At 61.8% G+C, this 14136-nt stretch carries 12 protein-coding genes; 3 read left to right on the forward strand and 9 right to left on the reverse strand.

The genetic code is table 11. The features are described 5' to 3' along the window. Positions 1 to 40 precede the first annotated feature (40 nt). The 4 genes from pstA to C4J84_RS25755 all read right to left on the reverse strand — a co-directional run bounded on the left by pstA (position 41) and on the right by C4J84_RS25755 (position 6835). On the reverse strand, positions 41 to 1711 hold the full coding sequence (gene pstA, locus C4J84_RS25730; RefSeq protein WP_124372312.1) for a phosphate ABC transporter permease PstA: 1671 nt from the start codon (positions 1709 to 1711) through the stop codon (positions 41 to 43). A 15-nt stretch (positions 1712 to 1726) separates the two neighbouring features. Next, on the reverse strand, positions 1727 to 3760 hold the full coding sequence (locus C4J84_RS25735; RefSeq protein ID WP_164487700.1) for an ABC transporter permease subunit: 2034 nt from the start codon (positions 3758 to 3760) through the stop codon (positions 1727 to 1729). A 484-nt stretch (positions 3761 to 4244) separates the two neighbouring features. Next, positions 4245 to 5231 carry a phosphate ABC transporter substrate-binding protein PstS gene (locus C4J84_RS25745; RefSeq protein ID WP_124365019.1) on the reverse strand — a complete coding sequence of 329 codons (987 nt, stop codon included), beginning with the start codon at positions 5229 to 5231 and terminating at the stop codon, positions 4245 to 4247. 314 nt (positions 5232 to 5545) lie between these two features. Beyond that, positions 5546 to 6835, reverse strand: coding sequence for an MFS transporter (locus C4J84_RS25755; protein WP_124436272.1), 1290 nt, complete (start codon positions 6833 to 6835; stop codon positions 5546 to 5548). A 405-nt stretch (positions 6836 to 7240) separates the two neighbouring features. Between C4J84_RS25755 and C4J84_RS25760 the strand changes: the two genes are divergently transcribed. After that, the gene (locus tag C4J84_RS25760) at positions 7241 to 7645 is read left to right on the forward strand and encodes an acyl-CoA thioesterase (protein ID WP_003176975.1); all 405 of its coding nucleotides are present in this window, start codon (positions 7241 to 7243) and stop codon (positions 7643 to 7645) included. A gap of 59 nt (positions 7646 to 7704) precedes the next feature. Beyond that, complete coding sequence (locus C4J84_RS25765; RefSeq protein WP_124372314.1) at positions 7705 to 8604, forward strand: D-hexose-6-phosphate mutarotase; 900 nt, start codon at positions 7705 to 7707, stop codon at positions 8602 to 8604. A gap of 58 nt (positions 8605 to 8662) precedes the next feature. Here the strand turns inward: C4J84_RS25765 and C4J84_RS25770 are convergent, their stop codons facing one another. From C4J84_RS25770 to C4J84_RS25790, 5 genes are all read right to left on the reverse strand, one after another. Next, positions 8663 to 9199: a DUF3299 domain-containing protein gene (locus C4J84_RS25770; protein ID WP_124365022.1), complete on the reverse strand. Its 537-nt coding sequence runs from the start codon at positions 9197 to 9199 to the stop codon at positions 8663 to 8665. Positions 9200 to 9276: 77 nt separating this feature from the next. Further along, the gene (locus tag C4J84_RS25775; protein WP_057006311.1) at positions 9277 to 9522 is read right to left on the reverse strand and encodes a GlsB/YeaQ/YmgE family stress response membrane protein; all 246 of its coding nucleotides are present in this window, start codon (positions 9520 to 9522) and stop codon (positions 9277 to 9279) included. 105 nt (positions 9523 to 9627) lie between these two features. Beyond that, positions 9628 to 10713, reverse strand: a complete 1086-nt coding sequence (locus C4J84_RS25780) for a 5-(carboxyamino)imidazole ribonucleotide synthase (RefSeq protein ID WP_124368859.1) — start codon at positions 10711 to 10713, stop codon at positions 9628 to 9630. An 11-nt stretch (positions 10714 to 10724) separates the two neighbouring features. Next, entirely contained in the window at positions 10725 to 11216 is a 492-nt protein-coding gene (purE, locus tag C4J84_RS25785) for a 5-(carboxyamino)imidazole ribonucleotide mutase (RefSeq protein WP_003195648.1), read from the reverse strand. Positions 11217 to 11546: 330 nt separating this feature from the next. Then, positions 11547 to 12455: a LysR substrate-binding domain-containing protein gene (locus tag C4J84_RS25790; protein ID WP_057726084.1), complete on the reverse strand. Its 909-nt coding sequence runs from the start codon at positions 12453 to 12455 to the stop codon at positions 11547 to 11549. A 181-nt stretch (positions 12456 to 12636) separates the two neighbouring features. Between C4J84_RS25790 and aspA the strand changes: the two genes are divergently transcribed. Then, entirely contained in the window at positions 12637 to 14061 is a 1425-nt protein-coding gene (gene aspA / locus C4J84_RS25795) for an aspartate ammonia-lyase (protein WP_124368861.1), read from the forward strand. Positions 14062 to 14136 lie beyond the last annotated feature (75 nt).

Raw genomic sequence — 14136 nt, forward strand, 5'->3', positions numbered from 1 at the left:
AATGTGGGAGGGGGCAATCCCCCTCCCACATTGGATCGTGTCAGCTGTCCAGCGCCTTGTACTTCTCGCGCAGGTGGTTACGTATCCACACCGCCGACAGGTTGAGCGTGGCGATCACCAGCACCAGCAGCAACGCGGTGGCGTACACCAGCGGCCGCGCCGCTTCAACGTTGGGGCTCTGGAAGCCGACGTCATAGATATGGAAGCCCAGGTGCATGATCTTCTGGTCAAGGTGCAGGTATGGGTAGTTACCGTCCAACGGCAGCGACGGGGCCAGCTTCACCACGCCGACCAGCATCAGCGGCGCCACTTCACCGGCGGCACGGGCCACGGCGAGGATCATGCCGGTCATCATCGCCGGGCTGGCCATCGGCAGCACGATCTTCCATAGCGTCTCCGCCTTGGTCGCGCCGAGTGCCAGGGACCCTTCACGCACGGTGCGAGGTATGCGCGCCAGGCCTTCTTCAGTCGCCACGATCACCACCGGCACCGCCAGCAGCGCCAGGGTCAGCGAGGCCCAGAGCAGGCCCGGCGTGCCGAAGGTCGGCGCCGGCAAGGCTTCGGCGAAGAACAGCCGATCCACCGAGCCACCCAGTACATACACGAAGAAGCCCAGGCCGAACACGCCGTAAACGATGGCCGGCACGCCCGCCAGGTTGTTGACCGCGATGCGGATGATCCGCGTCAGGGCGTTCTGCTTGGCGTACTCACGCAGGTACACCGCCGCCAGCACGCCGAACGGCGTCACGATCATCGCCATGATCAGGGTCATCATCACGGTGCCGAAGATCGCCGGGAAGATCCCGCCTTCGGTGTTGGCTTCCCGTGGGTCGTCGCTCAAGAACTCCCAGACCTTGCTGAAGTAGAAGCCGATCTTGGTCATCGTGCCCATGGCGTTCGGCTGGTAGGCATGCACCACCTTGCCGATGCCGATTTCGATTTCCTTGCCGTTGCCGTCACGAGCCGTCAGCGCGTCACGGTTGAACTGCGCGTGCAGGTCGGCCAGGCGCGCTTCGATGTCCTGATAGCGGGCATTCAGTTCGGCGCGGTCGGCGTCCATGTCGGCTTGGGCGGCGGCGTCGAGCTTGCCTTCCAGTTCCAGCTTGCGGCCGTGCAGGCGGACGCGCTCCAGCCCGGCGTTGATCGCGCCGATATCGGTTTTTTCCAGGCTCTTGAGCTGGGCGGCGAGCTTGTTGACCCGATCTACGCGAGCTTGCAGCTCCGGCCACGCGGCCTCGCCTTCGGCGACGACCTTGCCGTCCTGCTTGACGTTGACCAGGGTGCCGTAGAAGTTACCCCACTCACGTCGCTCGATGGTCATCAACTGCACCGGTTTGGTCTGGTCCTTCAACCATTCACCGACGATCCAGGTGAAATCATTGCCGTTCAAGTCGCGGTTGCCGACCTTGATCAGCTCGCGAGTCATGAACTCCGGCCCCTCGTCGGGCACCGGCAGGCCAGCGCTTTTCAGGCGCTCGCGGGGGACTTCTTCCTTCTGCACCACTTCGCCGATGACGATATGGTTTTCCTGGCCCGGCACGTTGTAGTTGGCCTGGATCAGGTCAGCCGGCCAGAAGTGGCCCAAACCGCGCACCGCAATCACCGCCAGCAAACCCAGGGTCATGATGACCGCGATGGACACCGCGCCACCGCTGATCCAGACGCCCGGGGCGCCGCTCTTGAACCATCCATTCAGGGAGTTCTGTTTCACAGACTTCTACCTTTCTTAAAGCGACGAGTATTTCTTGCGCAGACGCTGACGAATCAGCTCGGCGAGGGTGTTCATGATGAACGTGAACAGCAGCAGCACCAGCGCCGAGAGGAACAGCACGCGGTAGTGACTGCCGCCTACTTCCGACTCGGGCATTTCCACCGCGACGTTGGCCGCCAACGTGCGCAGGCCTTCGAACAGGTTCATCTCCATCACCGGCGTGTTACCGGTGGCCATCAGCACGATCATGGTCTCGCCGACCGCGCGGCCCATGCCGATCATCAGGGCAGAGAAGATGCCCGGGCTGGCGGTGAGGATGACCACGCGGGTCATGGTCTGCCATGGCGTGGCGCCCAGGGCCAGGGAGCCCAGGGTCAGGCCGCGCGGCACACTGAACACGGCGTCTTCGGCGATGGAGTAGATGTTCGGGATCACCGCAAAGCCCATGGCCAGGCCGACCACTAGGGCGTTGCGCTGGTCGTAGGTGATGCCCAGGTCGTGGGAGATCCACATGCGCATGTCACCGCCGAAGAACCAGGTTTCCAGGTACGGGCTCATGTACAGCGAGAGCCAGCCCACGAACAGGATCACCGGGATCAGGATCGCGCTTTCCCAGCCATCGGGAACGCGCAGGCGGATCGACTCAGGCAAGCGGCTGAACACAAAGCCGGCCACCAGGATGCCGATCGGCAACAGCATCAGCAGGCTGAAAATCCCCGGCAAGTGCCCTTCCACATAGGGCGCCAGGAACAGGCCGGCGAAGAAGCCGAGGATCACCGTCGGCATCGCTTCCATCAACTCGATCACCGGCTTGACCTTGCGGCGCAGGGTCGGGGCCATGAAGTAAGCCGTGTAGATGGCGGCGGCAACGGCCAGCGGCGCGGCGAGCAACATCGCGTAGAACGCGGCCTTCAGCGTACCGAAGGTCAGCGGTGCCAGGCTCATCTTGGGTTCGAAGTCGGTGTTGGCGGCGGTCGATTGCCAGACGTATTTAGGCTCGTCGTAGTTCTCGTACCAGACCTTGCTCCACAGCGCGCTCCAGGACACTTCCGGGTGCGGATTGTCGAGCAGCAGCGGTTGCAGCTTGCCACCGGCCTCGACGATCACGCGGTTGGCCCGTGGTGACAGGCCGAACACGCCCTGGCCGTCGACCACCGGGTCGACCAGCAAGGTGCGGTGCGCGGTGCTGTGGAACACGCCGAACTGGCCGGAAGCGTCGAGGGCGGTGAAGCCTTTGCGACGTTCCTCAGCCGTGATTTCCACGATGGGCGCAGTGCCCATCTGGAAGGTCCGGATTTGCTTCAGGCGCTGCTCGCCATCCGGGTCGCGGGCCATGAACCACTGGGCCAGGCCACCTTTGGAGTTACCGACGATCAGCGAGATGCCGCCCACCAGCTGGGTGCTGGCGGTGACTTCGGCATTGCCGTCTTCAAGCAGTTTGTAGCGACCGTTGAGGCTCTTGTCGCGCAGGCTGAACACATCGGCCAGGGCGCGACCGTTGATCACATACAACCATTGCTGGCGCGGGTCGATGAAGATCGCCTTCACCGGCTCGGTCATTTGCGGCAGTTCGACACGCTTCTGCTCGCTGGTGACTTCGCCGGTCATCATGTTTTCTTCACGGCTCAGGGTCAGCACGTTCAAGTGCGAACCGGCCGAGCCGGCCACCACCAGGGAGGTATCGGTGGCATTGAGCGCGACGTGCTCCAACGGGCGGCCGGCCTCATCCAGTACGATCGGCGTTTCACCGTAGGGGTATTCGATCGCAGGGCTGATGGTTTTCTTGCCGTCCGGGTAGGACACCTTGTAGGTGTGGCGGAACACCATGGACTGGCCGTTGGACAGACCCAGGATCACCAACGGGCTGCCCGGCTGGTCTTCACCGATGGACACCACCTGGGTACCGGCCGGCAGTGGCAGGTCGACGCGCTTGAGTTCAGCGCCAGTGTCGACTTCAAAGAACAGCGCCTGGCCCTTGTCGGAAACCCGCATGGCGACCTGGTTCTGTTCTTCAAGCGAGATCAGCAAGGGCTTGCCGGCGTCCTGCATCCAGGCGGGCGTCAGCGCGTCTTCCTTGGTCAGCGAGGCGCCCTGGAACAGCGGCGCAACGACATAGGCGAGGAAGAAGAAAATCAGGGTAATGGCAGCCAGCACGGCGAGACCGCCGACCAGTACATACCAACGGGTGAAACGATCCTTGAGCGCGCGAATGCGGCGCTTGCGTTGCAGCTCAGGCGTATTGAAATCAATGCGCTTGGGGGGAGAAGTCGTCGTCATGGTGGAATTGGCCAGATCATTCATGCGCACACCCTAGCGATCCTGTATGACAGAAAGATGACAATGCAGTGACGCAAGAAATCCGCCGCGTAGCAAAGCTGGCAGCGGACACAAAAATTAGGAGTTTCTGTAGGAGCGAGCTTGCTCGCGAAGATCGTCAACGATAACGCGCCGTTTCTGGATAAACGCGGCGCCCTGTCGCCTTTCGCGAGCAAGCTCGCTCCTACAGAAGGCCGGTTTTACCCCGCCCAGCTACTTAGTTGCCTTCTTTCAGACCCAGGTCAGCCAGGGCCTTGGCGGCCACTTTGGCTGGCAGTGGGATGTAGCCATCCTTGACCACCACTTCCTGGCCCTGCTTGGACAGCACCAGTTTCACGAACTCAGCTTCCAGCGGAGCCAGCGGCTTGTTCGGAGCTTTGTTGACGTACACATAGAGGAAACGCGACAGCGGATACTTGCCGTTGAGGGCGTTTTCTTCAGTGTCTTCGATGAAGTCAGTGCTGCCTTTCTTGGCCAACGCCACGGTCTTCACACTGGCGGTCTTGTAGCCGATGCCCGAGTAACCGACGCCGTTCAGCGAGGAGCTGATCGACTGCACGACCGAAGCCGAACCCGGTTGTTCGTTCACGTTAGGCTTGTAGTCGCCTTTGCACAGGGCTTCTTCCTTGAAGTAGCCGTAAGTGCCGGATACCGAGTTACGCCCGAACAGTTGCACCGGCTTGTTGGCCAGATCGCCGGTCACGCCCAGGTCACCCCAGGTTTTCACATCGGCTTTGGCGCCGCACAGACGCGTCGAGGAGAAGATCGCATCGACCTGTTCCATGGTCAGGTGCTGGATCGGGTTGTCCTTGTGCACGAAGACCGCCAGGGCGTCCACGGCAACCGGGATAGCGGTTGGCTTGTAGCCGTACTTCTGCTCGAAGGCCGCCAGTTCCGTGTCCTTCATCTTGCGGCTCATCGGGCCCAGGTTGGAGGTGCCTTCAGTCAGCGCAGGTGGCGCAGTGGCGGAGCCGGCAGCTTGAATCTGAATGTTGACGTTCGGGTATTCCTTTTTGTAACCCTCGGCCCACAGGGTCATCAGGTTGGCCAGGGTATCGGAACCGACGCTGGACAAGTTGCCCGACACACCAGTGGTCTTCACGTAAGCCGGGATGGCCGGGTCAACACCAGCAGCCACCGCGTTGGCAGTTGCAACGCCAGCAGCGACGAACGTCATTGCCGCCATCAAACGCTTCAGTTTCATGCCTTACTCCTAGCAGATAGGGATAGTTGGATCGGGGCCAAGTATCGGTAGGCCGTGTGAACACTCTATGTCTGGAATGTGACAATTAGATGAAAGGCCAGTATTGGCAGCGAGGGCTTATTAGGAGGGGAAGGCTTGAAATGCGGGGGTGAGACGCTGAAATACGAAAATTCAGAAACACACTGTAATCATTGGTTAAGCACATTCGTCGTGGCGAGGGAGCTTGCTCCCGCTGGACTGCGCAGCAGGCCCATTTTTTCAGGGCCGCTGCGCGCCCCAGCGGGAGCAAGCTCCCTCGCCACGAAGGGATCTGTTTACCGACCGCGTTTCCACAGGTAACCGCCCACCACCATACCCATCACACACAGTACGGCGACATAGTAAGCAGGCCCCATCGGGCTCTCCTTCATCAGCAGCGACACCGCCAGCGGCGTCAGCCCGCCGAACACGGCGTAGGCCACGTTGTAGGAAAACGACAAGCCGCTGAAGCGCACCACCGGCGGGAAAGCTTTCACCATCACATAAGGCACCACGCCGATAGTGCCTACAAACAGGCCGGTCAAGGCGTACAGCGGGAACAGCCAGTCCGGATGGGCCATCAGGCTGTGATAAAGCGTCCAGGACGTGGCCAGCAGTAAGGCGCAACCGCTGATCAGCACCCGGCCGGCGCCGAAGCGGTCTGCCAGTGCGCCGACGGCGATGCAACCCAGGCTCAGGGTGACGATGGCCAGGCTGTTGGCCTGCAACGCCACCGTGGGGCTGAAGTGGTAGACAGTCTGCAGCACGGTCGGGGTCATCAGGATGACCACCACGACGCCCGCCGACAGCAACCAGGTCAGCAGCATCGACAACACGATGGCGCCACGGTGATCGCGCAGTACCGCGCGCAACGGCAGCTCGGCGGCCAGGGTCTTGCGTTGCTGCATTTCAGCGAAGATCGGCGTTTCATGCAGCCAGCGGCGCAGGTACACCGACAACAAACCGAACACGCCACCGAGCAGGAACGGAATACGCCAGGCGAAGTCCGAAACCTGCTCCGGGCTGTAGATCGAGTTGATCGCCGTGGCCACCAGCGAACCCAGCAGAATGCCGGCGGTGAGGCCGCTGGTCAGGGTGCCGCAGGCGTAGCCGATATGGCGTGGCGGGACGTGTTCGGAGACGAATACCCAGGCGCCCGGTACTTCACCGCCAATGGCCGCGCCCTGGATGATGCGCATCAGCAGGAGCAGGAGCGGTGCCCACAAGCCGATCTGCGCGTAGGTCGGCAGCAGGCCCATGATCAAGGTCGGCACGGCCATCATGAAAATGCTCAGGGTGAACATTTTCTTGCGGCCCAGCAGGTCGCCGAAGTGCGCCATGATAATCCCGCCCAGGGGGCGAGCCAGGTAGCCGGCGGCGAAGATGCCGAACGTCTGCATCATGCGCAGCCATTCGGGCATGTCGACGGGGAAGAACAGTTTTCCGACCACCGTGGCGAAAAACACGAAAATGATGAAGTCGTAGAACTCCAGCGCCCCGCCCAAGGCAGACAGCGACAGGGTTTTGTAGTCGTTGCGGGTCAGCGGGCGCGAAGGTTGCGCGCTGCTTGCGGGCACGGAGGACATGGCAAGGCTTCTCTTATAGTAGTCATCGTAAAGGACTGCGCGCCTGTGACTTGCGGCGGGTTTGGCAAGATAGCAAATCGCTTGAAAAAGCACAGCGCCATGAGAACAGTTGCGCGCAAAAGCCCCGATACAGCGTCTATTTACCGACCAAATGAGCCTCAGGTGGTCGTCGTCGCGCCAGCGTCTCGATATACTCGCCCGTGCAAGCGCAGGAACCCCAGCCTTGAGGGGCTGCTGTGCCAAAACGTTGTTGGGCGCCATCCAGCCGATTTGGCAGAGTTTCCCTTTAGTTCGCCTTACGAGAAACGCATCGAGCGGTGTATGTTGGTGCTGAAACGTTTTTCCAGAAGACGGCTATCCACTTGAAATACCCATGAAGCGTCACGGGTCAGAGGCACCCTCGGCATGATCGAACTCGAACAAGAAGATCCTATCCCGCAAGGCGATCTCGCCTTGCAAATCACCGCGCTTCCGCGTGAAACCAATGGTTTTGGCGATATTTTCGGTGGCTGGCTGGTCGCGCAGATGGACCTGGCCGGCACTGCCATGGCCAGCAAGGTCGCGGGCGGGCGCGTGGCGACCGTGGCGATTGATCGAATGGCCTTCCTGGTACCGGTCGCGGTGGGCGCGCAGTTGTCCTTCTATACCCAGGCCCTGGAAATCGGCCGCAGCTCGATCCAGATGATGGTCGAAGTGTGGAGCGACGACCCGCTGTCCAGCGAATGGCGCAAGGTCACCGAGGCGGTATTCGTGTTCGTCGCCATCGATGGCAGTGGCCGCACGCGCTCGGTTCCATCGCGCGCACGTTAAACCTCACCGGGTTTTGACGGTCAATTGCCCCATTGCCTGTCCACTGAGAGTGCTTTGTTATGCCGACGCCCCACGTTGAAACCGTGAAAATCGACGAGCTGGACTGCTGGCGCATCCGCCACAACGGCGCTGAATTGATGCTGGCCCAACAGGGTGCGCATCTCTTCAGCTACCAGCGCGACGGCGAGCAGCCGCTGATCTGGCCGAATCCTGAAGCGGTGTTCAAAAAAGGCAAAGGCATCCGCACCGGCGTACCGGTTTGCTGGCCGTGGTTTGGCGTATTCGACCGCAACCCGCAGAGTGTTAAGGCCATGCGCCACAGCGATCAGCCGGCCGGTGCCCACGGTTTTGTGCGTACGGCGCTGTGGGAGTTAGCCGCGACCGAGCTGCAAGGCCAAGCGCTGCGGGTAGACCTTGTGCTGCCGGTACCCGCCGGCGGCTTTCCGGGTTGGCCCCATCAGGTCGACTTGAAGCTGAGCCTGGTGCTGGACGACCAGTTGCATATCCATCTGACCAGCCATAACCGTGGCACTGACACGGTGACGCTCAGCCAGGCGCTGCACACCTACTTCGCCGTCAGCAATGTACGCAACGTGCAGGTCGAAGGCCTGGACGGGTCGGCGTACATCGACACCGCCGATGGCTGGACCGAGAAACAGCAATCCGGCCTGCTGCACTTCACCGCCGAGACCGACCGCATCTATCTGGATACGCCGGCTGAACTGAGCATTGTCGATAAAGACTGGGGACGCCGCGTGCAACTCACCAGCCAGGGTTCGAAGTCGACGGTGGTCTGGAACCCCTGGACCGAACGCGCCAAGGCCTTCGATGACATGGCCGACGATGGCTGGCAGGGGATGCTGTGCATCGAGACGGCGAATGTGCTGGAAGATGTGGTGGCTTTGGCACCCGGTGAAAGCCACACCCTCGGCGTGAGCATCAACGCTATCGCCCTGTAGATGAAGAACAAAATGTGGGAGGGGGATTGCCCCCTCCCACATTAATAGGTGTTGGGTTTTAGAGATCGGACTCCTTCACCACCCTCACCTTCCCTGCATCCAGTGCATACGCCGCATCCGCCAGATCGTTGTTCACCTTCTCTACCTTCAACGTGCCCGTGACCCACAGCGGCGTATAGATATCCTCCAGCTTCAAACCCTTGGGATACCGCACCAGCACCAGTTGGTTAGGCGGCGGTGGCGGCACGTGGATGCAGGCGCCTGGGTAGGGCACCAGGAAAAACAGGGTGCTGCGGCCCTTGGCGTCGGTTTCCAACGGCACTGGGTAGCCGCCGATACGGATGTTCTTGCCGTTCATGGCCGCCACGGTCTTGGTGGAATACATCACCGCCGGCAAGCCTTTGCTCTGCTTCAGGCCGCCTTTATCGGTAAAGGTGCCTTGGGCTTCGGGGGAGTTGTGATCGATCTCGGGCATGGCCTCGAGGGCTTTCTGATCCGACAGCGGCATCAGGTCCAGCCAGTCGGTTTCCGGCAGTTCGCCAGCGTGTACCAGGCCTGGGCCCAGCAAGAGGAGAGTCAACAAAAGATGGCGCATGCAGAGGCTCGGCAAGTTCAGGTGGCGAGCATTCTAGCCCTCTGCGCCTGCGCAGCGCAGAGGACTTTGTCGGCTGGTTACTTCCTTTTGATCAGACCGTAGATCACCAGCAGCACAATGGCACCGACCAGCGCGCCGATAAAGCCTGCGCCTTGACCGGCCTGGTAGATCCCCAGGGCCTGGCCGCCATAGGTCGCGGCCAGGGAGCCGGCGATACCCAGCAGGATGGTCATGATCCAGCCCATGCTGTCGTCGCCAGGCTTGAGGAAACGCGCCAGCAGGCCGACGATCAAGCCGATAAAAATGGTTCCGATAATACCCATGGCATTTCCCTCTGATTGGTATGAGACATGCCAAAGCCTAGTCAGACTTTGGCATCCTGCAATCAGAGGGACGCCGAGGCTTAATGGTTCCCGTGGCGGCGCGGCTTATTGTTCGGCGATCAAGGCTTCGACCTTGAGAATCTGCGCCTGAAGGGTCGCGCGGTCCTTGCAACGCAGGTTGGCGTGACCCACCTTGCGCCCGGCCTTGAAGGCCTTGCCGTAGTGATGCACATGGCAATCGTCGATCGCCATTACCCGCTCAACCGGCGGTACCACGCCGATGAAGTTGAGCATGGCGCTCTCGCCCACCTTGGCCGTGGAGCCCAACGGCAAGCCCGCCACCGCCCGCAGGTGGTTTTCGAACTGGCTGCACTCGGCGCCTTCGGTGGTCCAGTGCCCGGAGTTGTGCACGCGCGGGGCGATTTCGTTGGCCTTGAGGCCACCATCGACTTCAAAGAATTCGAAAGCCATCACGCCGACGTAATCCAGCTGCTTGAGCACGCGGCTGGAGTAGTCTTCGGCCAACGCCTGCAGCGGGTGGTCAGTGCTGGCCACGGAGAGCTTGAGAATGCCGTTGACGTGGGTGTTGTGCACCAACGGGTAGAAGCGGGTTTCGCCATCACGGGCGCGCACGGCGATCAGCGAGACTTCGCCGGTGAACGGCACAAAGCCTTCCAGCAGGCAGGCGACGCTGCCCAGCTCGGCGAAGGTGCCGGCCACATCGGCAGCGGTGCGCAGCACTTTCTGGCCCTTGCCGTCGTAGCCCAGGGTGCGGGTTTTCAGCACGGCCGGCAGGCCGATACTGGCGACGGCGGCGTCCAGGTCCGCCTGGGACTGGATATCGGCGAAGGCCGGCGTCGGGATGCCCAGGTCCTTGAACATGCTCTTTTCGAACCAGCGGTCGCGCGCGATGCGCAGGGCTTCGGCGCTCGGGTACACCGGCACGAACTGCGACAGGAAGGCCACGGTTTCGGCCGGGACGCTTTCGAACTCGAAGGTCACCAGGTCGACTTCGTCGGCCAATTGGCGCAGGTGGTCCGGGTCGCTGTAGTCCGCGCGCAGGTGTTCACCCAAGGCGGCCGCGCAAGCGTCCGGCGCCGGGTCCAGGAAAGCGAAATTCATCCCCAGCGGGGTTCCCGCCAGAGCGAGCATGCGGCCCAACTGGCCGCCACCGATTACACCGATTTTCATCGTCAACAACCTCAGGCGATACGTGGGTCTGGATTGTCCAGCACGCTGTCTGTCTGCTCAGCACGGAATTTTTTCAGCACCGCATGAAACTGCGGATGCTTGGCGCCCAGGATGCTGGCGGACAGCAGCGCGGCGTTGATCGCGCCGGCCTTGCCGATCGCCAGGGTCGCCACCGGGATGCCGGCGGGCATCTGCACGATGGACAACAGCGAATCCACGCCCGAGAGCATCGACGACTGCACCGGCACGCCCAGCACGGGCAGGTGAGTCTTGGCTGCACACATGCCTGGCAAGTGCGCCGCACCGCCGGCACCGGCGATGATCACCTCGATGCCACGGGATTCTGCTTCATCGGCATACTGGAACAGCAGGTCCGGGGTGCGGTGGGCGGAGACCACCTTCACTTCATACGGAATGCCGAGTTTTTCCAGCATATCGGCGGTGTGGCTAAGGGTGGACCAATCGGACTTGGAGCCCATGATCACGCCAACCAATGCACTCATCGTCGTGCCTCTTCTCTCTGGGCGCCCGCAGGCGCGTCAAAAAACAACAAGCCACGCGGGAAATCCGGCGTGGCTTGGTGTACGAATTAAGGCCGGTTGGACCGGCCGAAGGCCGCGCAGTATACCGTAATAATCCAGATAAACAGCCCCTTGGACGACCATCTGCCCAGCGGTGCAAAGTGGCGGTTTTATTGACTTAAGAGTCAGCGAATACACCCTGAAACCTGTGGGAGGGGGCTTGCTCCCGATAGCGGTGGTTCAGCGACCTATCAGTACCAGACACACCGCTATCGGGAGCAAGCCCCCTCCCACATTTGACCTGTGTTCGGCTCAGGTATTCTGTGCAGCGCCACCTTCCAACTTGCGCCACAACAACCGCACATTCGCCTTGCGCACCAGCGCACAGCGGTACAGCCGAATCTCCAGCGGCACGTGCCACTGCGATCCGCCACACACCACCAATTCGCCTCGGGCCAGTTCCGCCCGCACGCTCAATTGCGGCACCCAGGCGATGCCCAATCCTTCCAACGCCATGCTTTTGAGGCTGTCGGCCATGGCCGTCTCGTAGATCGTCGTGAAACGCAAGGCGCGCTGACGCAACAGTAAGTTCACCGAACGGCCCAGGAACGCGCCGGCGCTGTAGGCCAGCAACGGCACGCTGCCCTCGCCTTCCAGGTCGAACAATGGCTTTCCATCCGCATCGGCGGCGCACACCGGGAGCATTTCGGTGTTGCCCAGGTGCAGCGACGGGAAGATCTCCGCGTCCATCTGCATCGCCGCATCCGGGTCATAGAACGCCAGCATCAGGTCGCAACCGCCTTCGCGCAGCGCATGCACGGCATCGCCGACGTTGGTCGCCACCAGCCGCGTGGCGATGTTCAGGCCTTCATTGCGCAACTGCGCGATCCAGCGTGGGAAAAAGCCCAGCGCCAGGGAGTGCGCGGCCGCCACTTGCATGACTTCGCCCTGCCCGCCTTCCAGGTGATGCAAATGGCGCAGCACTTCACCGAGCTGCTCGACCACCGTGCGGGCGGTGACCAGGAACAACTGGCCCGCCGCCGTCAGCTCCACCGGCGTGCGCGAGCGGTTGACCAGGGTCAGGCCCAACGCGGCCTCCAGGCTGCGAATGCGTCGGCTGAACGCCGGCTGGGTGACAAAGCGCCGCTCCGCCGCCTGGGAAAAACTGCGCGTCGCCGCCAAAGCGCTGAAGTCTTCCAGCCATTTGCTTTCAAGGTTCATCACTGCCTCCACGGGAATGCACCATTTTGGCACACACGCCCGTCATGGTAACCGGGTCACATCCACATTATGCCGTTTGTGCATAGGCCAGTGTTTAACAGCATTGGCCCAAAAACTTCTACAAGCCTAGCATTCGCAGCGTTCCGGCCAGTTCCGGGTCCATATCGAGATGATTTCCGTCATGTCCTCCGCTGCATCATTCCGCACAGAAAAAGACCTGCTTGGCGTACTCGAAGTACCCGCTCAAGCGTATTACGGCATCCAGACCCTGCGAGCGGTGAATAACTTCCGCCTCTCGGGCGTTCCGATTTCGCATTACCCGAAATTGGTGGTCGGCCTGGCAATGGTCAAGCAAGCGGCCGCTGACGCCAACCGCGAACTGGGTCAACTCAGCGAAGCCAAGCACGCGGCCATCAGCGAAGCCTGTGCCCGCCTGATCCGCGGCGATTTCCACGAAGAGTTCGTGGTGGACATGATTCAAGGCGGCGCCGGCACTTCAACCAACATGAATGCCAACGAAGTCATCGCCAACATCGCGCTGGAGGCCATGGGCCACCAGAAGGGCGAGTATCAATACCTGCACCCCAACAACGACGTGAACATGGCGCAGTCGACCAACGACGCCTACCCGACCGCGATCCGCCTGGGCCTGCTGCTGGGCCATGACGCGCTGCTGGCCAGCCTCGACAGCCTGATCCAGGCGTTCGCCGCCAAAGGCGTCGAGTTCGGGCATGTGTTGAAAATGGGCCGTACCCAATTGCAAGACGCCGTGCCGATGACCCTCGGCCAGGAGTTCCGCGCCTTCGCCACCACCCTCGGTGAAGACCTGGCGCGCCTGAAAACCCTGGCGCCGGAGCTGTTGACCGAAGTGAACCTGGGCGGCACCGCCATCGGTACCGGCATCAATGCCGACCCGCGCTACCAGGCCCTGGCCGTGCAACGCCTGGCCCTGATCAGCGGCCAGCCGCTGGTACCGGCTGCCGACTTGATCGAAGCCACCTCCGACATGGGCGCCTTCGTGCTGTTCTCGGGCATGCTCAAGCGTACCGCCGTGAAGCTGTCGAAGATCTGCAACGACCTGCGCCTGCTGTCCAGCGGCCCACGTACCGGGATCAACGAGATCAACCTGCCGGCACGCCAGCCAGGCAGCTCGATCATGCCCGGCAAGGTCAACCCGGTGATCCCGGAAGCCGTGAATCAGGTGGCTTTCCAGGTTATCGGTAACGACCTGGCGCTGACCATGGCAGCCGAAGGCGGCCAACTGCAGTTGAACGTGATGGAGCCGCTGATCGCGTTCAAGATCTTCGACTCGATCCGCCTGCTGCAACGCGCCATGGACATGCTGCGCGAGCATTGCATCGTCGGCATCACCGCCAACGAAGCGCGCTGCCGCGAGCTGGTGGAACATTCCATCGGCCTGGTCACCGCGCTGAACCCTTACATCGGCTACGAAAACGCCACCCGCATCGCGCGCATCGCCCTTGAAAGCGGCCGCGGCGTGCTGGAACTGGTGCGCGAAGAAGGCTTGCTCGACGACGCCATGCTCGACGACATCCTGCGCCCCGAAAACATGATCGCTCCACGCTTGGTCCCGTTGAAGGCCTAAGTGTTTGTTGCACCGCTCACCAGGTTGAGGGACTAGACACCTCTCACCTTTTGAGGGCCTGAAGGCTCGTTCTTC

The organism is Pseudomonas sp. R11-23-07 (genome assembly GCF_003852295.1).
Classification (GTDB): Bacteria; Pseudomonadota; Gammaproteobacteria; order Pseudomonadales; family Pseudomonadaceae; genus Aquipseudomonas.

What these genes read in the sequence shown, in the direction of transcription:
- C4J84_RS25735 (WP_164487700.1), bottom strand. Translation starts at nt 3,760, where the DNA reads ATGCAGGACGCCGGCAAGCCCTTGCTGATCTCGCTTGAAGAACAGAAC.
- C4J84_RS25745 (WP_124365019.1), bottom strand. Translation starts at nt 5,231, where the DNA reads ATGAAACTGAAGCGTTTGATGGCGGCAATGACGTTCGTCGCTGCTGGC.
- C4J84_RS25755 (WP_124436272.1), bottom strand. Translation starts at nt 6,835, where the DNA reads ATGTCCTCCGTGCCCGCAAGCAGCGCGCAACCTTCGCGCCCGCTGACC.
- C4J84_RS25760 (WP_003176975.1), top strand. Translation starts at nt 7,241, where the DNA reads ATGATCGAACTCGAACAAGAAGATCCTATCCCGCAAGGCGATCTCGCC.
- C4J84_RS25765 (WP_124372314.1), top strand. Translation starts at nt 7,705, where the DNA reads ATGCCGACGCCCCACGTTGAAACCGTGAAAATCGACGAGCTGGACTGC.
- C4J84_RS25770 (WP_124365022.1), bottom strand. Translation starts at nt 9,199, where the DNA reads ATGCGCCATCTTTTGTTGACTCTCCTCTTGCTGGGCCCAGGCCTGGTA.
- C4J84_RS25775 (WP_057006311.1), bottom strand. Translation starts at nt 9,522, where the DNA reads ATGGGTATTATCGGAACCATTTTTATCGGCTTGATCGTCGGCCTGCTG.
- C4J84_RS25780 (WP_124368859.1), bottom strand. Translation starts at nt 10,713, where the DNA reads ATGAAAATCGGTGTAATCGGTGGCGGCCAGTTGGGCCGCATGCTCGCT.
- purE (WP_003195648.1), bottom strand. Translation starts at nt 11,216, where the DNA reads ATGAGTGCATTGGTTGGCGTGATCATGGGCTCCAAGTCCGATTGGTCC.
- C4J84_RS25790 (WP_057726084.1), bottom strand. Translation starts at nt 12,455, where the DNA reads ATGAACCTTGAAAGCAAATGGCTGGAAGACTTCAGCGCTTTGGCGGCG.
- aspA (WP_124368861.1), top strand. Translation starts at nt 12,637, where the DNA reads ATGTCCTCCGCTGCATCATTCCGCACAGAAAAAGACCTGCTTGGCGTA.